This is a genomic window from Streptomyces xanthophaeus (assembly GCF_000725805.1).
Classification (GTDB): Bacteria; Actinomycetota; Actinomycetes; order Streptomycetales; family Streptomycetaceae; genus Streptomyces; species Streptomyces xanthophaeus.
Map to the genome: position 1 here is coordinate 42,322 of NZ_JOFT01000033.1, position 19,352 is coordinate 61,673.

At 72.7% G+C, this 19,352-nt stretch carries 20 protein-coding genes; 11 read left to right on the forward strand and 9 right to left on the reverse strand.

Going from position 1 to position 19,352, the window contains the following annotated elements:
* Window positions 1–53: 53 nt before the first annotated feature.
* A complete protein-coding gene (locus IO30_RS42100) occupies window positions 54–2,411 on the reverse strand; it encodes a tetratricopeptide repeat protein (protein WP_051902475.1) in 2,358 nt (785 codons plus the stop codon).
* Window positions 2,412–2,429: 18 nt separating this feature from the next.
* Window positions 2,430–2,825, reverse strand: a complete 396-nt coding sequence (locus tag IO30_RS0121270; protein WP_031145128.1) for an ATP-binding protein — start codon at window positions 2,823–2,825, stop codon at window positions 2,430–2,432.
* Window positions 2,826–2,977: 152 nt separating this feature from the next.
* On the opposite strand from IO30_RS0121270, the gene IO30_RS0121275 reads away from it, so the two are divergent.
* Window positions 2,978–3,763 (forward strand): helix-turn-helix domain-containing protein, encoded by a 786-nt coding sequence (locus IO30_RS0121275; RefSeq protein WP_237403432.1) that lies wholly within the window; start codon window positions 2,978–2,980, stop codon window positions 3,761–3,763.
* A complete protein-coding gene (locus tag IO30_RS0121280; RefSeq protein WP_031145130.1) occupies window positions 3,760–3,948 on the forward strand; it encodes a DUF397 domain-containing protein in 189 nt (62 codons plus the stop codon). Before IO30_RS0121275 ends, IO30_RS0121280 begins: the two co-directional genes overlap by 4 nt.
* Here the strand turns inward: IO30_RS0121280 and IO30_RS0121285 are convergent.
* The gene (locus IO30_RS0121285) at window positions 3,935–4,693 is read right to left on the reverse strand and encodes a TetR/AcrR family transcriptional regulator (RefSeq protein ID WP_031145131.1); all 759 of its coding nucleotides are present in this window, start codon (window positions 4,691–4,693) and stop codon (window positions 3,935–3,937) included. The genes IO30_RS0121280 and IO30_RS0121285 overlap by 14 nt on opposite strands.
* 99 nt (window positions 4,694–4,792) lie before the next feature.
* Here IO30_RS0121285 and IO30_RS0121290 point away from each other — a divergent pair, with 99 nt between their 5' ends.
* Together IO30_RS0121290 and IO30_RS0121295 are read left to right on the forward strand one after the other, a co-directional pair.
* Entirely contained in the window at window positions 4,793–5,719 is a 927-nt protein-coding gene (locus tag IO30_RS0121290; RefSeq protein ID WP_031145132.1) for a daunorubicin resistance protein DrrA family ABC transporter ATP-binding protein, read from the forward strand.
* On the forward strand, window positions 5,716–6,462 hold the full coding sequence (locus IO30_RS0121295; protein ID WP_031145133.1) for an ABC transporter permease: 747 nt from the start codon (window positions 5,716–5,718) through the stop codon (window positions 6,460–6,462). Before IO30_RS0121290 ends, IO30_RS0121295 begins: the two co-directional genes overlap by 4 nt.
* Here IO30_RS0121295 and IO30_RS40715 read toward each other — a convergent pair.
* From IO30_RS40715 to IO30_RS0121310, 3 genes are all read right to left on the reverse strand, one after another.
* Window positions 6,407–8,719, reverse strand: a complete 2,313-nt coding sequence (locus IO30_RS40715) for an ATP-binding protein (RefSeq protein WP_037894737.1) — start codon at window positions 8,717–8,719, stop codon at window positions 6,407–6,409. The genes IO30_RS0121295 and IO30_RS40715 overlap by 56 nt on opposite strands.
* Window positions 8,719–9,294, reverse strand: a complete 576-nt coding sequence (locus IO30_RS46435; protein ID WP_157853350.1) for a hypothetical protein — start codon at window positions 9,292–9,294, stop codon at window positions 8,719–8,721. Before IO30_RS46435 ends, IO30_RS40715 begins: the two co-directional genes overlap by 1 nt.
* Window positions 9,295–9,367: 73 nt before the next feature.
* Complete coding sequence (locus IO30_RS0121310; RefSeq protein WP_031145136.1) at window positions 9,368–9,640, reverse strand: DUF1876 domain-containing protein; 273 nt, start codon at window positions 9,638–9,640, stop codon at window positions 9,368–9,370.
* Between the two features lie 167 nt (window positions 9,641–9,807).
* Between IO30_RS0121310 and IO30_RS47080 the strand changes: the two genes are divergently transcribed.
* Genes IO30_RS47080 through IO30_RS40725 form a run of 5 tightly spaced genes read left to right on the forward strand, consistent with a single transcriptional unit; the run spans window position 9,808 to window position 13,382 of the window.
* The gene (locus IO30_RS47080; protein ID WP_063768276.1) at window positions 9,808–10,260 is read left to right on the forward strand and encodes a hypothetical protein; all 453 of its coding nucleotides are present in this window, start codon (window positions 9,808–9,810) and stop codon (window positions 10,258–10,260) included.
* A complete protein-coding gene (locus IO30_RS0121320; RefSeq protein WP_031145138.1) occupies window positions 10,257–12,101 on the forward strand; it encodes an alpha/beta hydrolase in 1,845 nt (614 codons plus the stop codon). The genes IO30_RS47080 and IO30_RS0121320 overlap by 4 nt, the downstream gene beginning before the upstream one ends.
* Window positions 12,098–12,739, forward strand: coding sequence for a hypothetical protein (locus IO30_RS0121325; protein WP_234321952.1), 642 nt, complete (start codon window positions 12,098–12,100; stop codon window positions 12,737–12,739). The genes IO30_RS0121320 and IO30_RS0121325 overlap by 4 nt, the downstream gene beginning before the upstream one ends.
* On the forward strand, window positions 12,739–12,918 hold the full coding sequence (locus tag IO30_RS43690; RefSeq protein WP_051902477.1) for a hypothetical protein: 180 nt from the start codon (window positions 12,739–12,741) through the stop codon (window positions 12,916–12,918). The genes IO30_RS0121325 and IO30_RS43690 overlap by 1 nt, the downstream gene beginning before the upstream one ends.
* Complete coding sequence (locus tag IO30_RS40725) at window positions 12,915–13,382, forward strand: hypothetical protein (protein ID WP_051902479.1); 468 nt, start codon at window positions 12,915–12,917, stop codon at window positions 13,380–13,382. The genes IO30_RS43690 and IO30_RS40725 overlap by 4 nt, the downstream gene beginning before the upstream one ends.
* 38 nt (window positions 13,383–13,420) lie before the next feature.
* Here IO30_RS40725 and IO30_RS0121335 read toward each other — a convergent pair whose 3' ends face one another.
* Together IO30_RS0121335 and IO30_RS0121340 are read right to left on the reverse strand one after the other, a co-directional pair.
* Window positions 13,421–14,326: an alpha/beta fold hydrolase gene (locus IO30_RS0121335; protein ID WP_031145140.1), complete on the reverse strand. Its 906-nt coding sequence runs from the start codon at window positions 14,324–14,326 to the stop codon at window positions 13,421–13,423.
* 346 nt (window positions 14,327–14,672) lie between these two features.
* Window positions 14,673–15,365 (reverse strand): iron-dependent transcriptional repressor DtxR, encoded by a 693-nt coding sequence (locus tag IO30_RS0121340; RefSeq protein ID WP_031145141.1) that lies wholly within the window; start codon window positions 15,363–15,365, stop codon window positions 14,673–14,675.
* Window positions 15,366–15,724: 359 nt separating this feature from the next.
* On the opposite strand from IO30_RS0121340, the gene IO30_RS0121345 reads away from it, so the two are divergent.
* Together IO30_RS0121345 and IO30_RS0121350 are read left to right on the forward strand one after the other, a co-directional pair.
* Window positions 15,725–16,480, forward strand: coding sequence for an SIS domain-containing protein (locus IO30_RS0121345; protein ID WP_031145142.1), 756 nt, complete (start codon window positions 15,725–15,727; stop codon window positions 16,478–16,480).
* 84 nt (window positions 16,481–16,564) lie between these two features.
* On the forward strand, window positions 16,565–17,860 hold the full coding sequence (locus IO30_RS0121350; RefSeq protein WP_078904781.1) for a serine hydrolase domain-containing protein: 1,296 nt from the start codon (window positions 16,565–16,567) through the stop codon (window positions 17,858–17,860).
* Here IO30_RS0121350 and IO30_RS0121355 read toward each other — a convergent pair.
* Window positions 17,802–19,160, reverse strand: coding sequence for a PAS domain-containing protein (locus tag IO30_RS0121355; protein ID WP_051902481.1), 1,359 nt, complete (start codon window positions 19,158–19,160; stop codon window positions 17,802–17,804). The genes IO30_RS0121350 and IO30_RS0121355 overlap by 59 nt on opposite strands.
* Window positions 19,161–19,352: the final 192 nt, after the last annotated feature.

The following is a 19,352-nucleotide window of genomic DNA, read 5'->3' on the forward strand; positions in this document are numbered from 1 at the left end:
ACCGGGCCGGCGCCCGCCCGTATGCCGCCGCGTGACACCCGGAAGCCGGCGTGTCACGCGCGCAGCCAGGCGGCCCGGCTGCGCCAGCGGGCCGCCTCCTCGGTGTCACCGGTCGAGGCGTACAGCGCCGCCGCCCGGTCCCAGGCTTCCGCCGCCTCGGCGGGGCGGTCCAGCAGGGCCAGCAGCTCTCCGTACCCCGTCGCGGCGAGGGCCTCATGGACGGGGCCCGCCACCCCGGCCAGGAGCGCACAGGCCCGTTCCTGGGCCGCCAGGGCCTCTTCCAGCCGCCCCTCTTCCCGGTCGATCTGCGCCAGGTTGTGCAGGGTCCCGCCCTCCCCGTGCCGGTCGCCCTCCGCCACGAACACGGTGAGGGCCTCCTCGTTACGGGCCCGTGCCTCCTGCAGTCGGCCATCGCCATGGAGCAACCTCGCGAGCCCGTTGAGCGCCCAGCCCTCCCGCTTGCGGTTACCCAGTTGCCGCACGCGCGCGAGGACCTCCTCCCGTACGACGAGCGCCTCCTGCCGATGGCCCTCCTTCCAGAGCGCGTCCGCGAGGAACTCCCGTGCGGAAGCCTCACGGTGCGGATCGTTGGACTCCCGGAGGAACTGAGCTGCCTCCCGGTACACGGTGACGGCCTCCCCCGTCCGTCCCAGCTTCTCGTAGACCTCGCCCAGTCCGGTCAGCGTCGCGCCCAGCGCATGTGCGATCCCCAGCTCGCTGAGGATCTCCCGCGCGCCCTCGTACGCCTCCAGGGCCTCCCCGAAGCGGTGCCCGTCCCGGTGCAGACCGCCGAGCAGGTTCAGCGCCTTGCCCTCCCCCATCGGCAGGGGCACCTCACGGAACACCACGAGGGCCTCCGTCGCCTTCTCGGTCGCCTCCTCCTGTTCGTGCCCGTGGACCAGGACGAGCGCCAGGTCGTACAGCCCCACCCCGACGTCCTCACGGCTGCCGGTTTGCCTGGCCACGTCCAGCAGCCGCCGTGCCACGGCCACTGCTTCCTCCGCGTGGCCGTAGAGCTGGAGGTACGGCATCAGCAGCTGACCCAGTCGTGTGGCGATTTCCGGCAGGCCTTCGGCCGCGGCAAGGTCGACGGCGGCAACCAGCAGGGCGCGTTCGGCATCGAGCCAGCGCAGCGTCTCCGCCACCGGAGGCAGACCAGGCCCGACGGGCGCGCGGCCGCTCATCCCCAGGGCCTGATGCGCCCTCTTCGCCTCCGAGACCAGGTTCACGAGGAGGGCCTTGACCGCCGCCTCCCTGCCGTCCTCCTGCGCGCACGCCTCCCCGCACTCCCGCGCGTACAGCCGGACCAGGTCGTGCATCCGCCAGCGCCCCGAGCCGATGGGCTGTTCGGTGAGCAGGCTGGCCCGGACGAGGGCGGCCAGTCTGGAACGCAGGCCCACGGCCTGGCCGGTGACCAGCTGGGCGTAAGGGGTGGAGCAGTCCGGCCCGGGGTTCACCGTGAGGAGGCGGAAGATCCTGGCCTGGTCGGCCGGGAGCCGCTTGTACGAGAGCTCGAAGGCCGCCCGGACCCCGACCGGGACCCCGCCGTCACCCTCGTCGAAGGTCAGCGCCTCCAGGCGGGTCCGGGTGTCGGCCAGTTGGTCCGCCAGCTCCTGCGCGGCCAACCCCGGATCACCCGCCAGCAGCGCCCCGGCCACCGTCAGGGCCAACGGGAGCCGCCCGCAGGCCTCGGCGACGGCCGCCAGGGCGGCGGGCTCCCGCGCGGGCCGGGGGTCCTTCGGCCAGGTCCGCAGCAGCGCGCCCGTCAGGAGCTGGACCGCGGGCTGCGCCTCCAGTTCGTCCAGCGCGACGAGCATGGCGGGGAAGCCGGGTGCGACGAGCCGGTGCCGGGAGGTGATCAGCAGCCGGTGGGTGTCCCCGGCGGGTACGAGGTCCCGTACCTGGGCGACGGTCCCGGCGTCGTCCGCGACGATCAGCACCCGTTGCCCGGCGCGGGCGTACGCGGCCAGGCGTCCCTGGTACAGGGCCACTTGGCCTTGTGGCGAGGACGGTAAGTCGGTGTCCCTGATGCCCAGCCGGCCGAGGAGCTCCTGCACGGCCTGGGGGCTGCTCACCCCGCCGTCGGGGGCGTAGCCGCGCAGGGAGAGGAAGAAGACCCGGTCCGCGAACCAGCCCAGTTCCACGGCCCGGTGGGCCGTCGCCACGGCCAGCGCGCTCTTGCCGACGCCCGCCAGCCCGGCCACGACGGCCACGGGGGATCCGCCCTCGGCGAGCAGGTCGGCCAGTTCCCGGGCCGGGCCGTCCCGGCCGACCAGCGCGGCGGGCGCGTCGGGCAGGCCGAGGAGGGCCTGCGGTGCGGGCCCGGCGCCGGGCTCGTACACGTACTGGTTCCCGGCGATCTGCGTGATCTGCGATCCGCCACTGGCCTCGGCCTGCTGCTCGACACCCACCCGGCCGAAGCTAGCGCTTCAGCGGAACTCGCACCACACCACTTTGCCGGGCGCTCGGGGCAGCACGCCCCAGGCGTCGGCGAGCGCGGCGACGAGGTCGAGCCCGCGCCCGCCCTCGCGCTCTTCTCGGGCCGCGATCCTGGACAGCCCGGGCCCGCTGTCGTGCACCTCGATGCGGACGGTGGCGTCCTCGAAGCCGAAGAGGCGCAGGAGGTATCCGCGGCCGGGCGGGACGCCGTGGCGCAGGGCGTTGGTGGCGAGTTCGCTCACGCAGAGCAACATGTCGTCCTGGCGCGCGGGCACCCCCCACGCCCGCAAGGTGTCACGTGTGAACTGCCGTGCAGCCGCGATCGTTCGGGGTGAGCGCAGGTAGAGACGGTCGCGCACGAGCGCCGCCTGGATAGTTGGATTCACGGGACGATCGTCGCGTTGCGTGACTAGCCTATGGCTGAGCGCGGACCCGTACTCCTCGATGAGTACGGGTCGGCACGGGGTAGTCCACGTGCACAGGCGGGGAGTTCGCTGTCATGCCACCGAGGAAGCGCACACGGCCGAACGCGACGACCATGAAGATGGTCGGCGCGATGGTGGCCGCCGCCCGCACCGCCAAGAATCTGACCCAGAAACAGTTGGGCGAGCTGATCCGCCTGGACGCGGAGAGCATCGCCTCGATCGAACAGGGGCGCCGGGCCCTGATGCCGAATGTCGCTGAGCTGATGGACCGCCATCTGGGACTGCCAGGCCTTCTGACTGTCGCAGCGAACGAGATGCCCCTGATCGATACGATCCCGCCGTGGGCCGAGGACTACATGGACCTGGAGAAGCGCGCCATCGCCCTCTCCTGGTACGAGTCCGTGCGGATCCCCGTTCTGCTGCAGACCGAGAACCATGCGCGTGCACTGTTCCGTAACCGCGTCCCCGCCCACTCCGAGGAGGAGATCGAGGCTCTGACCCTGGGGCGCGTCACTCGGCAGGAGATCCTCCACCGCGCGGTTCCGCCCAGCATCAGCTTCATCGTCTGGGAAGCCGCGTTCCAGGTACGTATCGGCGGAAGCCATATCTACCGCGAGCAGCTGCGTCATCTGCTCGCATGTATGGAGCTACCTAACATCACGCTGCAGATTCTGCCCTTCGGTCAAGCCACGCACGCTGGGCTCAATGGGCCGTTCATCCTCCTGGAAACCCAGGACCACCAGCACCTCGGTTACGCCGAAACCCAGCGCGGCAGCCTGCTGATCTCCGACCCCAATGAGGTCAGCATCCTCGCGCGCAAGTATGCGATGCTGCGAACTCAGGCCCTCAACACCGAGCAGACACAGGGCCTGTTGGGCCGCCTGCTAGGAGAGACATGAGCGCCACGACGGCATTGAAGTGGTTCAAGTCCAGCTACAGCGGTGACGAAGGCGACGCCTGTGTCGAGGTCGCCGCGAGCGCTCACGGCATCCACGTTCGTGACTCCAAGGTCCAGGACGGCCCCGTCCTGGACCTCGCCCCCGCCAGCTGGGCGGGGCTCACCGGCTGGGTCAGCGGGAGCTGATCAGCGCGGCCAGGCCGTCCAGGATGCGGTTCAGGCCGAAGCCGAACTGGAAGTCCGGCTCGCCGGAGCCCGTGAACGCGTCGGACTCCAGCAGCCGCGTCACGGCCGGGTGCGTGTCCGGGCCGGTCATCAGCCGTAGCGTGCGCACGTACTGGCCCATCACCTGGTCCGGCGCGACGCCGGACTTCACGATGGCGTCGATCATGTCGGCGGCCATGACGGCCTCGTTCCGCACCAGCCCGCCGACCAGGACGATCGTCGAGATCTTCTCGCCCTCCTCCAGCGCCGTCCCGGCCAGCGCCGCGAGACCGCGTTCCATCCAGGCGAGCTGGTTCGGGCTGACCGGTGCCGCGGTGATGGGGATGCGCAGGATCCAGGTGTTGGCCATCAGCACGGCCCGCTGCGCGTACGCCCACTGCGCGAGCAGTTCCCGCCAGCCCCAGCCCTCCGCCTCCGGCGGCAGCGGCGGCGGCGCGCCCACCCCCGCGTCCGACATCAGGATGTAGAGCTCTTCCTTCGCCGTGACGTACCGGTAGAGGGACATCGTGGAGACGCCCAGCTCCTTGGCCACCCGGCCCATGGAGACGGCCTCCATGCCCTCGGCCGCCGCCAGGGCCACGGCCGCGTCCACGATCCGGGGGAGCGTCAGCGTGGGACGCGGGCCCTTGCCGGGGCGTTCGCGCAGGCCCCAGGCCATTTCCAGGCTCGCCGGAAGTCCGGTGTCGCCCGTGGGTTCCTTCGGCATCGCCGCCTCCTCCCTCCGGAGTCGTTGACCCACATCCTAGTTCTGTGTATTACTTACACAGAAGCGCGTACGACATACGCAGAAGGGAGCGTGGTCCCCATGACCACGGACCACCTCGGCATCCACGCCACCGGTCTGACCAAGTCCTACGGGGACCTCCGCGTCCTCGACGGCATCGACCTCGCCGTCCCCCGCGGCCACGTCCTCGCCCTCCTCGGCCCCAACGGCGCGGGCAAGACCACCGCGGTGCGCATCCTGGCCACCCTCACGGCCGCCGACTCCGGCAGCGCGCGCGTCGCCGGGTACGACATCGGCTCCGCCCGCTCCCGCGTCCGCGAACGGATCAGCCTCACCGGACAGTTCGCGGCCGTCGACGACCTCCAGACGGGCGCCGAGATGCTCCGCATGACGGGCCGCCTGTCCGGGCTCTCCGCCCGCGAAGCCCGCGTACGCGCCACCGAACTGCTCGACCGCTTCGGCCTCACCGAGGCCGCCGGCCGCACGACCAAGACCTACTCGGGCGGCATGCGCCGCCGCCTCGACCTCGCCGCCAGCCTGGTCTCCCGGCCCGAGGTGATCTTCCTGGACGAGCCCACCACCGGACTCGACCCGCGCAGCCGCCAGGACCTCTGGGACCTCGTACGGGAACTGCGCTCCGACGGCACGACCGTGCTGCTCACCACCCAGTACCTGGAGGAGGCCGACCGCCTCGCCGACCACGTCGTCCTGCTCGCCGAGGGCCGGATCGCCGCCGAAGGCACCCCGGCCGCGCTCAAGGCCCGCGTCGGCGAACACCGCCTCGACCTGACCCTCGCCAGCCGGGCCGCCTACGACGCGCTCGCCGCGCGCGCCGTCCACCACGCCCCCGACGAGCTCACCCTCGGCCTGTCCACCGACGGCAGCGCCGCCCACGTCCGGGCCCTGCTCGACGAACTCGACCCCGACCGCACCGCCGTGGACCGCTTCGCGCTCCGCAGCGCCACCCTCGACGACGTCTTCCTCAGCCTCACGGGAGCCACCGCGTGAACTCCGCCGCCCTCACCCTCGCCGGACGCAGCCTGCGCATCAGCCGCCGCCAGCCGGACGCCCTGATCACCGCCCTGATGCTGCCGGTCATGCTGATGCTGATCTTCGTCTACTTCTTCGGCGGCGCCATCGACACCGGCACCGCGTACGTGACGTACGTGGTCCCCGGAGCCATGCTGCTCTGCGCCGGCTTCGGCGCGGCGAGCACCGCCGTGAGCGTCGCCGACGACATGCGCAACGGGGTCATCGACCGCCTGCGCTCCCTGGACGTCGGAGGGGTCCCGATCCTGGCCGGGCACGTGAGCGCCTCGGTCCTGCGCAACCTCGTCTCCACCACCCTGGTCCTGGCCGTCGCCCTCGCCATCGGCTTCCGCCCGCAGGGGTCGGCGTCCGCCTTCCTGGCCGCGGCCGCGCTCCTCGTCACCTACATCACGGCCATCTCCTGGCTGGCCGCCGCGCTCGGACTGCTCGCCAGGACCCCCGAGGCCGCGGGCGGGTTCACCTTCCTGATGATGTTCCTGCCCTACCCCTCCAGCGCCTTCGTCCCCATCGACACCATGCCCGGCTGGCTCCACGGCTTCGCCGAGAACCAGCCGCTCACCCCGGTGATCGAGTCCCTGCGCGCGCTGCTCCTCGACCAGCCCGCCGGGAACGCACCCTGGGTGGCCCTCGGCTGGTGCGCGGCCGTCACGGCGGTGGCGGTGGCCCTGGCGGGCCTGCTGTTCCGCCGCCGGACCGCCTGAAGCCCAGCCGGCGCAACAGCCGCCGCCAGGCCCGGCACGGGGGTCCGGGCCTGGCGGCGGCCCGAGCCAGCGTGACGTCGAGGTCGCCCCGGACGCGGGCCTCCCGGTGCTCGTCGCTCGCCTCGCGGAGCAGTTCGATGGCCTCCCGCTGGGCAGCGGCGGCCTCCTCGTACCGCTCCCTCTCGCACAGGACCAGGCCCAGCACGGCGAGGGCCTGGCCCTCGCCGTGGCGGTCGCCGAGTCCGCGGCGCAGGGCGATGCCCCGCTCGACGGCCTCGTGAGCCTCCTCCAGCCGGCCCATGGCGAGCAGGCAGAGCGCGAGGTTGCCGTAGGCATCGGCCTCACCGTTCAGGTCACCCAGGTCCCGGAACAGTCCGGCGGCCCGCCGGTGGGTCTCGGTCGCCTCGGCGAAGCGGTCCACCCCCGGCAACGTGGCTGCCAGGTTGACCAGGGCCGAAGCCTCCCCGTGGCGGTGCCCCAGCTCCCGGAACAGGTCGCGGGCCCGCTCCAGGATCTCCGCCGCCCGCGCGAAGCTCGCCTGCATCCCGAAGGCGCAACCGAGCGAGTTGAGGGCCGTGGCTTCACCGACACGGTCCCCGCACTCCCTGAAGCCGGTCACCGCCGCTTCCAGGTACTCGATGCCGCGGTCGACGGCGTGCACCTCAAGGTGCATCTTCCCCAGTTCCTGGAGCGCCGCGCTCGCGTACCCCGGTTCGTCGAGCGTGCGCGCCCCCGCCAGAGCCTGCGTACCGACCGTGAAGGCCTCCTCGAAGTGCCGCCACTCGTTCAGGTAGGGCATCAGGGCCGTCGCGACGTGGACCATCTGTTCCAGGCGGCCCTCGGCCTCGGCCAGGGCCACCAGGGCGACGACCGTGGGGCGTTCCGCGTCCAGCCAGGCCAGTGCCCGGACCCGTTCGGACTGCGTGAGCTGCGAGACCGCTTCGCCCGTGGCGCCGCGGTAGTACCCCAGCAGCCGCCCCAGCGCCGCCGCCCGGTCGTCGGTCGCGGCCTCCAGCTCGCCCTGCTCCGCCGCGTACAGGCGGACCAGGTCGTGCATGCGCCAGCGGCCCGAGCCTGCCGGCTGTTCGGTGACCAGGCTGGCGGTGGCCAGCCGGGCCAGGAGCTCCCGTACGTCCTTCATCGGGGTCCCGTGCAGCCCGGCCACCAGCACCCGGGTGTCCCACTCGGGCTGGCGGTCCAGAGCGATCGCGGCCTCGGTGGAGCAGTCCGGCCCCGGGTTCACCGTCAGGAGCCGCAGCAGCCGGGCCTCGTCCGGGGCCAGCCAGCGGTAGGAGAGGTCGAACGCGGCGCGGACGCCCACCGGCAGCCCGCCGCCCGGCCCCTCGAAGTGCAGGGCGGCCAACCGGGTACGGGTGTCCGCGAGCTGCTCGGCCAGCGTCGTCGGGGACAGCCCCGGATCGCCCGCGAGCCGGGCGGCGACGACGGTCAGGGCCAGCGGCAGCCGCCCGCAGTACGTGGCGATCTCGGCGAGCGCGGCCCGGTCCCGCTCCGGCCGCAGGTCCGCGGGGCGGGTGCGCAGCAGGGTCCCGGTGATCAGCTCGGTGGCCGCGTCCAGGGACAGCTCGTCGAGGTCCACCAGCCGCCCCGGGAAATCGGGGGCGACCAGGCCGTGCCGGGAGGTCACCAGCAGCCGGTGGCCTCCCCCGCCCTGGGGGACCAGCGGTCGCACCTGGGACACGTCGCCCGCGTCGTCCGCGACGATCAGCACCCGCTGCCCCGCGGCGGCCCGGCCCGCCAGCTCGGACCGGTAGAGCGCCAGGTGCTCCTCGTACGTGGGCGGCAGGTCGGCGTCCCGGATGCCGAGGGCGCGCAGCAGCGCGGCCACGGCCTGGCCGGGGCTGACCTGCCCAGACGGGGCGTAGCCGTTGAGGGACACGAAGAGCACCCCGCCCGGGAAGCGGCCCTGCGCGACGGCCCGTTGGGCCACGGTCAGGGCGAGGGCGCTCTTGCCGACCCCGGCGAGCCCGGCCACCACGGCCACCGGGGTGGCCGCGGCGGGCTCCAGGGACTGGAGGAGGGCATCGACCTGTTCGGCGCGTCCGACCAGGTCGACGGGGGCGTCCGGGAGGCCGTACAGGGCGGCGGGCGCGGGGCCCGTGCCGGGGCCGAAGACGTTCAGGTCCCGGCCGATCTGCTGCCCGATCTGCTGCCCGATCTGGGTGACGTGGCCGCCGCGGTCGGCGCTGGCCCACTGCTCGGGCCCGCCGAAGCGCTGCGGCGCCTTCTCTGCGCTCACTACGGGGTGGACCCCGTCCCGCCGGGGGCGGTGGTCCCGGGGGCCGGGGCGGCCGGTCCCGGGGCGGGCGGTGCGGCAGCGGGAGGCGCGGGCGGTGCAGCAGCGGGCGGCGGTACGGCGGCGGGCGGTGCAGCGGCGGGCGTCACGGGCGGCTGGGGCGACGGGTCCCCCACCCGCTGTTCCACCTCGGCCCTGCGGTCCGCCTCGGCGTGCTGGTCGGTCTGCTCGGAAGCGCCACCCCCGGCGCCCACCTGCGTGATCTTGCCCTTCCGGTCCGCCTTCGCGACCTGCCGCGTGTACGGCGTGCCGGGAGCCTGCGGCGCCGGAGGAGCGGGGGGCGGCGGAGAGGTCGGAGGGGCCGGAGGGGTAGCCGGGGCTCCCGCGGCGGCCCACGCGCCGCCCGCGGCGAGCGCGATGGTGGTCATGGCCCCGGCGAACACCCCGGCCACGGCTATCGCGTCGCTGTCCTTGTCCGGCACCCAGCCGAACGGGTCGATCCGGCCCAGCCAGAAACACCCCCCGAAGACCACGACCGCACCCACCACGACGACGATCCAACGCACTGTTCGCGACATGACGGCCACATTCCACCAGGGGAACCCGCCGAAACGGCCGGAAGTGCCCCCGGTGGAGCGGCGGTTCGGGCGATCAGCGGTTCAGCGGGTAGGAGTGCCGGCCCGTCGCCTCGTCGATCTCCGCGTGTGCCTTCTGCAACATCTGCGAAGCGAGATCCATGAGCGCGCGAGCGCCCGCGATCTCTTCCCCGACCCTCAGTTGTTCCGGGTCGGAGGGGTGGCGCATGGCATACCCGTGCGCCCTGATCTCGGAACCGTCCCCGAGCCTGACCAGGGCCGCCGCACTGGTGCGGTGGCCTTCCTCGGTGAATTCGAGATCCACGTGCCATCCGACGAGCGTGGACATGGTGCATCGCCTCCAGGGGTCACTCCTCCAGGGTGCGCCCGCCGGGGCCGCTGCGCGAACCGGGGCGAAGGACACGGACGTTCGACCTCCGGATTTGCTTGCGCGAGCCCGGCTTGATTTCGTACACCCCGAGTGCCTACGGGGGCACCGGGAGGGGCGGCACCACGATGAGTACAGAGGCATTGCCTCCGCGCTGGGCAGAGGTGTTCGGCGAGCCGGCCGCGATGCGGCTCGCTTCCGTGGACGACGGCACGGGCGGCCACGGCCCTACGGGCGGTACGAACGGCGGGGGCAGCAGCAACGAGGACCTCGCCATCACCGGCGGCCCGTGGAGCAAGGCCGCCTCGGCGGCGGGCGAATTGGGCATCAGCATGGCCGGCGCCCTCGGGAAGATGGCGGGCGCCCACGAGGGCATCGCGGCCGGCACCACCGGGTTCCAGTCGACGGCCGCGCTGGCCACCGTACGGACCTCCTGGGAGAAGCGGCTGTCGGCGGTGCGCGACGAGTGCAGCGCACTGCGGCCCCAGCTGCTGGGCGTCGCCAAGGAGATCGGCGAGGTCAACGCACGGAACGAGGTCGCCTTCTCGCAGCTGATCAAGAAGCAGGAGCCCACGAAGTGACCGTGACCTGGCAGCAGCTGCGCGACCTGAAGACGGCGGAGTACACCGAGGCCGCCACCGCGTGGGCCGAGGCGAGCACCCGCGCCGACGCGGCCCGTGACCGCATCAGCATTCAGATGATCAAGCAGCTGGAGGAGCAGAAGGGCGTCACGGCGGTGGCCGTGAAGGACCGCCTCGTGCGGCTCGACCGCAACTTCGACTTCATCCACACCGAGTGCGGCCTGATCCGCACCACCCTCAGCTCGCTGGCCCACGAGCTCGGCGAGGAGCAGACCCGCCTGAACGCGGCGCTGGACGAGGCCTCGTCCCGCAGCTACACCGTTCACGCCGACGGGTCGGTCCAGTACCCGGAGGGCGGCGAGAACATGATCACCAAGCAGCCCATCCCGGGCGGCACGGTGCGCGGCGTCGCGAGGCTGCTGGACCCGCCCCTCGGCCAGCTGGGCCAGACCCCTCCGGGCCTCATCAACCCCAATCCGCACCACGCCGTCGCCGCGGAGATAGCCAACCGGATCGCGGGCGCGCTGGCGGCCGCCGTGGACGTCGACACGCGCTTCACCCGCATCCTGAACCGCCTCAAGGCCCCGGACGGCCTGGAGGTCACCGACGCCACCTGGGCGGACGCGGCGGGTGACGCGGCGGCGGTGCGCGCGGAGGCCACGGACTACCTGCGGGACACCATCCCGGAGAAGAGCTCCCCGGCCGACCGCGCCAGCTGGTGGAAGGGCCTGTCGGACGACCAGCGGGCCGAGCTGCTGGCCGTCTACCCGGACGTGATCGGCAACCTGGACGGCATCCCGGCCACGGTCCGCCACGACGCCAACCAGGACAACCTGCAGATGCTGATCGGCAAGCTGTCGGGCCAGGACGACGAGAAGTCCCAGACCCAGCTCGCGGGCATGCGCTCGCTCCACGACCAGATGTGGAACCCGAAGCCCCTGGAGCCGCCGATGTACCTGCTGGGCATCGGCGACCAGGGCGGCGGCCGCGCCATCGTCGCCTTCGGCAACCCGGACACCTCGCGCAACGTGTCGGCGTACGTACCTGGCCTGGGCACGGCACTGGACTCCCATTTCGCCCGCAACGACGTCCAGCGGGCCCGCGACACGGCGATGGGCGCCCAGGAGCACGACCCGAGCTCCGCCGCGATCGTCTGGCTCGGCTACGACGCCCCTCAGTTGCCTGCGGACGAGCTGCTCGACAACCTGGACGTCATGTCCGAGGACCACGCCCGCGCGGGCGCTCCCGCCTACAACCAGTTCATGGCCGGGATCAGCGCCACCAACGAGAACGCAGACCCGCACGTCACGGCCCTCGGCCACTCGTACGGCTCGCTGACCGTGGGCCAGGCGGCTCAGCTGAACGGCGGGATCCCGGGCGCCGACGACATCATCCTGGTCGGCAGCCCCGGCACCGGCGCGCAGCACGCCGACCAGCTGAACGTGGGCAAGGAGCACGTGTACGTGGGCGCCTCCGACCACGACCCCGTGTCCATGCTCCCGAACAAGACCGAATCCAACGGCATGCTGAGCGGTGCCGGTGGAGGCCTCCTCTCCGGAGGGATCCCCGGCGCCCTCGTGGGCGGCACCATCGGTTACTTCGTCGGCGACGCGCTCACCGACGACAACCAGATCTACTTCGGCATGGACCCTGCCAACAAGGACTTCGGCGCGAACCGCTTCAGGGTGGACGACGGCCCGATGCCGGTCATCGGGGGAGGCGGGCTCATGGACGCTCACTCCAACTACTTCAACCCGAACAAGGACCCCGAATCGGCCGACAACATTGCGCTGATCATCGCGGGCAAGCCGGGCGACATCACGACCGAGGGACACCGATGAGGGCGAACCTGCGGGATTCCCGTACGACAAGCACCCGGCGCGCCGCAGTCTCGCTGTTCGCGCTCACCGCCCTCGTAGCGGGCTGCGGACCCGGCAACGAGGCACCGGACGAAAGGAAGACCACCATGAACATGCAGCAGGGCGCCGGGCGCGCCGACGGCATCCTCCAGGAGACCCTGGCCGCGGTGAAGCCCGAACTGCGTTGGAACCACGGCCCTTCCAGCGATGCCGGGTGCACCAAGGGCATCGCCGGAGCGGCCACCGGCACCGGCTCCGCGAAGCGGAAGATCATCATCCTGACCGTCGTGTCCGAGCAGCGCCGCGGCGCGCTCCTCGGAGTGATCGAGCGCGATTGGAAGGGGCGCGGCTACACGATCACGAACGTCCGGGCCAGCAAGGACGTCCCGGCGATCTACGCGGAGACCCCGGACGGCTACATCCTCACGGCGAAGGTCGGCGGAGAGGGCCAGTTCTTCCTGGAGGCCGCCACGCCGTGCCTGGCGGACCACCCCGTCCAGGACCCCACCACCAAGCCCAACACCCCGACGCGCAACGGCCCGTACCCGCCCCGCCCGGACGTCCAGGACGAGTTCTGGTCCGCCACCACCCCGCTCCCCTCCGACAGCCCCACCCCCTGATGCACCCGACCAGACTCCCCCGCACGGCGCTCGCCCTGCTCTCGCTCGCCACCTTCGCCACGGGCTGCGGCCTGGTCGGTGGTGGTGGCGGGCAGCGGGGCAAGGACGCCGAAACCATGACCATGCAGCAGGGCGCCACGCGGGCGGACGGCATGCTCCAGGAGACCCTGGCGGCGTGACGCCCGAACTGCGCTGGAACCACGGCCCTGGCGGCGACTCCGGCTGCACCAAGGGCATCGCGGGCGCGCCCACCGGCACCGGGGCCGCCGACCGGCGCATCGTCGTGCTGACGGTCGTGTCGGAGCAGCGCCGTCCCGTCCTGCTCGGGGTCATCCAACGGGCCTGGAAGGACCGCGGCTACACGATCACGTCCGTCAATCCGCACAAGGTCTTCCCCAGCATCCACGCCGCGACCCCCGACGGCTACGTCCTGTCCGTCGAGGTCGGCGGCGAGGGCCAGTTCTTCATCGAGGCGGCCACTCCCTGCCTGAGGGACCACCCCGTCCAGGACCCCACCGCCAAGCCCAACACCCCGAACCGCAACGTCCCGTTCCCGGCGCGCCCCGACACGCAGGACGCCTTCTGGTCCGACACCACCCCCCTCCCTTCCGGCAGCCCCGAACCCTCCCCCGCCGCCCCCTGAGGGACGGCCGGGGGCCCGGCGCAGGATCGGGGCGCGGGTCAGTTGCGGGTGGCTCTGACGCCGTCCAGGAAGGGCTCCAGGACCGCGCGCCAGGCCGCGGGCTGGTCGTAGTGGAGGTAGTGGCCCGCATCGGGGATCTCCGCGTACCGCCCGGCCGGGAGGACGCGGACCATCTCCTGGGCCTCGGCCCGCCCCAGCTCCCCGTCCAGCCCGCGGACCACCAGGGCGGGGCAGCGGACCTGGGCGAGCTCTTCCCAGTGGGCGTCGTGCACCCACGTCTCGCGGGCCGTGAGCATCTGGCGGCGGGAGAACAGCGGGCGCCAGCCGTCCGGGGCCTGGTGCATGACCTCGGCGAAGAAGGCGCCGCGGCCGGGGTCGGGGCGCTCCACCCGGGGGTCGTCCTCACCGAACCAGCGGCGGGCGGCGTCCTGGGTGGGGAAGGGCAGGGGCCACCGGTGGAACCAGTCCTCCCAGTCCTGCTGGGAGGCCTCGCCGAGCGCCGAGGCCCGCATGTCGCAGATCACCACGGCCTCGACGAGGTCGGGGCGGCGGGCCGCGAGCTGCCAGGCGGTGAGGGCGCCCATGGAGTGGCCGATCAGGGTCACGGGGGCGAGGCCGAGCTGCTCGACGGCGGCTTCGGCATCGGCCACGAAGGCGTCGCGGCCCAGGGAGGTCAGGACGCCGGGGCCCGCGGGCGGGCGGTCGCTCTGTCCGTGTCCTCGCTGGTCCAGTGCCACGACCCGATGGCGCTCGGAGAGCCAGCGGGCGGTGCCGGCCCAGTGGAATGCGCGGCCCATCAGGCCGTGGAGTAACAGGACCGCGGGCCGCTGCGGGTCCTGCGGTCCGGGCTCGGCCGGCCCGGCGGGCTCCGCGGTCGCTTCGCGGAACTCCCAGGCGGCCAGGCGCACGCCGTCGGCCGCCGTCACATCGATGCGCTGTACCACCGCAGATGCACCCCCTTCGCTCCCGGCCAGACTATCGAACCCGTATTCGAAAACGGGCGTCTCGCCGACAACACCGCTCTTTCGAGTGACCTTGCTCAAGGATTGGCCGCCGCTGCCGATGGAGATCCTTTCAACAGGGAGGCGGGCCGCTCGGGGAAGACGGTCCGAAGGGGATGACCTTGAGAGCTCGGGGCTCCAGGTCACAAGGGGAGGACCGGTCCCGGCGCCGCAAGGCGCCGGGACCGTCCACACCACACTGCTACCAGGCTTGCAGGCCCCCACTGGACCGTACGGGCGAATCAGCGGCAATCAGCCGACGCACCCGCAGCCGGCACATGGCCGGAAATCAGCGCTTCGCGACGAACACGTGCGAAGCGACCTCCTCGTCCAGCTCGGCCGCCTCCCCGCCGCTGCCGACCAGCACACCGCCCGCGGACTCGGTCACGCTCACCACCGATCCGGGCTGCACGCCCGCGCGGCGCAGCGTGTACATCAGCTGGGCGTCCGTCTGGATCGGCTCGCCGATACGACGCACGACCACCGTCTTGCCCTCGGCACCCGGGTCCAGCTCGGCCAGACTGATCATGCCGTCCGCCAGGAACGGATCGGCCTCGGCCTTCTCACCCAGCTCCTCCAGCCCCGGGATCGGGTTCCCGTACGGGGACTCGGTCGGGTGACGCAGCAGCTCCAGCACCCGCCGCTCCACCGCCTCGCTCATCACGTGCTCCCAGCGGCAGGCCTCGGCGTGCACCTGCTCCCACTCCAGGCCGATGACGTCGACGAGCAGACACTCCGCGAGCCGGTGCTTGCGCATCACGCGCGTCGCCAGCCGCCGCCCCTCCTCCGTCAGCTCCAGGTGCCGGTCGCTGGCGACCGCCACCAGGCCGTCCCGCTCCATCCGCGCCACGGTCTGGCTCACCGTCGGGCCGCTCTGGTCGAGCCGCTCGGCGATGCGGGCGCGCATGGGGACCACACCTTCCTCTTCCAGTTCGAGGATGGTGCGGAGATACATCTCCGTGGTATCGATCAGTCCGGACATTCGTGCCCCTCGGATTGCGTGCGCTGGCCCTGCCCCCAATTCTGACGCATCGGGCGCAGAACCGTCCCGTGCGGAGGACAAGCCGGTCCCCGGACATCTCCCCCGGGACCTCCCAGGGACCCCTCGCACCCCTCCCGCATCCCTCCCGGCGTCCCTGCCGCGTCCCTCCCACGTCCCTGCCGCGTCCCTCCCCCATCTCCCCGGCGCCCCCTCGCGCGCCACCCTCTTGCGGACAACTGCGTGCACATCGCGCGGGGCTTTCGGCCCGGGATTGACGTTCGTATTGACACGCCCTTGGTCCAGACCGCACGGTGAGCGGCGGACACGGAAGCCCCCCACCCCCGGAAGGCCATCGGCGTATGAGCGAGAGCAAGCTGGCCGGTCAGTTCTTCGACGCGGCCATCGGCCTGCTGGAGCGGGTCCGGGACGAGGAGGCCGCACCCATCGCGGAGGCCGGCTCCCTCATCGCGGACGCGGTGGCGTCCGGCAACCGGCTGTTCGCCTTCGGCGCCGGACACTCCTCGCTGCCCGCCCAGGACGTCGTCTACCGGGCCGGCGGACTCGCCCTGATGAACTTCCTCGCCGTCCCCGGCACCGCCGGCATCGACGTCATGCCCGCCACCCTGGGCAGCGCCCTGGAGCGGGTCGACGGCCTGGCCGGCGCCGTCCTGGACAGCAGCCCCGCCTCGGCGGGCGACGTCCTCGTGATCATCTCCCTCTCCGGGCGCAACGCCCTGCCCGTCGAGATGGCCATGAACGCCCGCGCCATCGGCCTCAAGGTCATCGGCGTGACCTCGGTGGCCTACGCCACCGGGACCAGGTCCCGGCACGTCTCCGGCACCTTCCTCAAGGACCACTGCGACGTCGTCCTCGACAGCAAGATCGCCGTCGGCGACGCCGAACTCACCCTCGACGGCATCGACGCCCCCTTCGCCCCCGCCTCCACCGTCGTGACCAGCGCCATCATGCAGGCGGTCATGGCCGCGGCGGCCGGAGACCTCGCCGCCCGCGGGATCGAGCCCCCGCTGCTGCGCTCCGGCAACGTCGACGGCGGCCACGAGTGGAACGGCCGCGTGATGCAGGAGTACGGCGACCGGATCTTCTTCCGCCACTGACCCACCGCGGTCGCCGGGCGGGCGCCCCGTTCCTACGATGGTGGATACGGCACTCGGGTCCCCGCACACCAGAGGTGACCGGGCATGTCCTCCCACCCCGCCCCGACACCCCAGCCCCAGCCCCAGCCCCGCCGACGCCCCTACGCCGCCCGCCGGACGCTCCAGGCCGGCGCGGCGGCGCTGCTGCTCCTCATCACCGGCGTGGCCACGGCCCCGGCCGCCCCAGCCGCCCCCGTCCGGGCGGCACAGGACCTCGTACGCCAGGACCTCGTACGGCAGGACCTCGTGCGGCAGGACCTGCCGCGTCAGGACCTCGACCCGGCCACCGTCGCGAAGCTCGACGCCGCGATCACCGCGGCGATGGAGAAGGACGGCATCCCGGGCGTCACCGTCGGCCTGTGGATGCCCGGCCGCGGCGACTACGTGAAGTCCTTCGGCGTCGCCGACACCGGGTCCGGCACCCCCATGAAGACCGACCTCTACACGCGCATCGGCAGCGTGACGAAGACCTTCACCGTCACCGCCGTCCTCCAGCTCGTCGACGAAGGGCGCGTCGCCCTCGACGACCCGATCTCGATGTACGTGGACGGCGTACCGGGCGGCGCCGGGATCACCCTGCGGGAGCTCGCCTCCATGCGCAGCGGCCTCTACAACTACACCGAGGACAAGAAGTTCCTCGACGACCTGCGCGCCGACCCGCAGCGCGAGTTCACCCCCCGGCAGCTGCTCGACTACGCCTTCGCGCACCCCGCGAACTTCAAGCCCGGCACCTCGTGGGAGTACAGCAACACCAACACCGTCCTCCTCGGACTCCTGCTGGAGGAGATGAGCGGACAGCCCCTGGACGGCTACCTCCGCCACCACGTCTTCGACCCGCTGAAGCTGACCGACACCTCCCTGCCCGTCGGAACCGCGTTCCCCGAACCGCACGCCCAGGGCTACACGACCTTCACCCCGAACGGCGCCGTCACCGAGGCCACCGACTGGAACCCCTCCTGGGCCTGGGCCGCCGGAGCCGCCATCTCCACCCTCGACGACCTGCGCGCCTGGGTCCCCGCCCTGGTCGAGGGCCGGCTACTGACCCCCGCCACCCAGGCGCAGCGGATGCGTACCCGGTCGGTCGGCGTACCGGGTATCTCCTACGGCCTCGGCATCGCCGACGTCAACGGCTGGCTCGGGCACAACGGCGAACTGCCCGGCTACGAGACCATCGCGGCGCAGCTGCCCCAGCAGAAGGCCACCCTCGTCGTCCTGGTCAACTCCGACGCCGACCGGGGCGGCTCGTACAGCACCACCATCGGCAAGGCCGTCACCCGGATCGTCACCCCGGACCACCTGTGGGACCTGCCCGCCCCGCCCCAGGTCGGCCAGAACCACTAGCCGCGCCCGCGAGGTCCAGGTCGGCCGCGATCCGGGCCGCGACCTCCTCCGCGTACTCGGCGTCCACCCGCTCGAACGCCGCCCGGGACGCCCCGCGCAGGAACGTCAGCGCCCCCACCGTCCGGCCCCGGCTGCGCAGGACCGTGCACAGCGCGTGCACCGCGCCCTCGGGCCACTGGCGGGCCCGCGCCCACTCCTCGTCCGCCTCCCCGCGCGGGGCGCTGCTGCGCACCGAGCCGATCCGGTCCAGCGCCTGGAACACCGGGTGCCCGGCCTCGTACCGCACCGGGATCGACCCCGGCCCCGGCAGCACCGGCGGGGAGGCGGCCGACCGGACCAGGCGGCGGCGTTCCGGATCGGCCGAGCGGTCCAGTACGTCCAGCAGTGCGTGCTCGGCGAACCCGGCGAGGGCGAAGTCCAGGCGTACGGCCGCCGCCTCGGCCGGGTCCTCGCAGTCGGCGGCGACCCGGCCCGCGCGGTGCAGCTGATGGGCGCGGAACCGCAGCTGCGCGGTGTCCAGCTGCGCCTGCCGGGCCTCGGAGACGTCCTGGAACAGCCAGCCCACCCCGAGCGGGACGGGCTCCTCCGCCAGCGGTGAGGCCAGCCGCAGGAACCCGCACCGCCAGCAGCGCCGCCGCACCCCCTCCGCCGTGCGCACCGACACCCACAGCTCCACAGGCGCGGGCGGGGCTCCTTCGGCGAGGACGTGCTGGAGGGCGCCCTCCAGCTCCTCCACGCCCTGCGTCAGCAACTCGCCGAGGGGACGCCCGAGGAGGGCGGTGCGGCCGGTGCCGAAGGCGCGGGCCGCGTGCGCGTTGACCACGGCGGGCCGCAGGTCCACGTCGACGAGGACCACGCCCCACGAGGCGTCCTCCATCAGCGCCTCGCTCAGCGCGATGGACCGCTCCAGGTCGATCTGGGCGTGCACCTCGCTGAACGCGCAGTACACCCCGGCGGGCTTGCCGCCCGCTCCCGGGACCCCGGCGGACTGGGTCCGTACGAGGACCCGCCCGCCGTCCTTGGTCACCAGGGCGAACTCGTGGACCTGGCGGCCCGGCACGTCCTGGGCGGCCATCAGCCGGTCCTGGACGTCCTGCGCGTCGGCGGCCCGGACCGCCCACCCGGCGAAGCCCTTGCGTCCCACCGCCTCAGCGGCGGACCAGCCGAGGATCCGCTCGGCCTCCCGGTTCCAGTGCGTGATCACGCCGTCGGAGTCGAACGCGCACAGGGCGGCGTCCATCCCGTCCAACAGCGCTGCGAGCAGATCGTCGGCGGTCTCACTACGTCCGAAGGCACTCACCTGGCACCCCCTGCAGGTGTTCGCGTGTGCGGCACGTCAGATCATTGAACTGGAACGTGACGCACCCCACACCCCGTTCCCCCGAATACCCCGAAATGATCCCGTTCGGGCGGGAGGGGCTCGCGGACCGGCCCGGGAAATATCCGGTTGTGCCGTCCCGGAGGGGCTCCTAGGCTCTGCATTACACGAGAA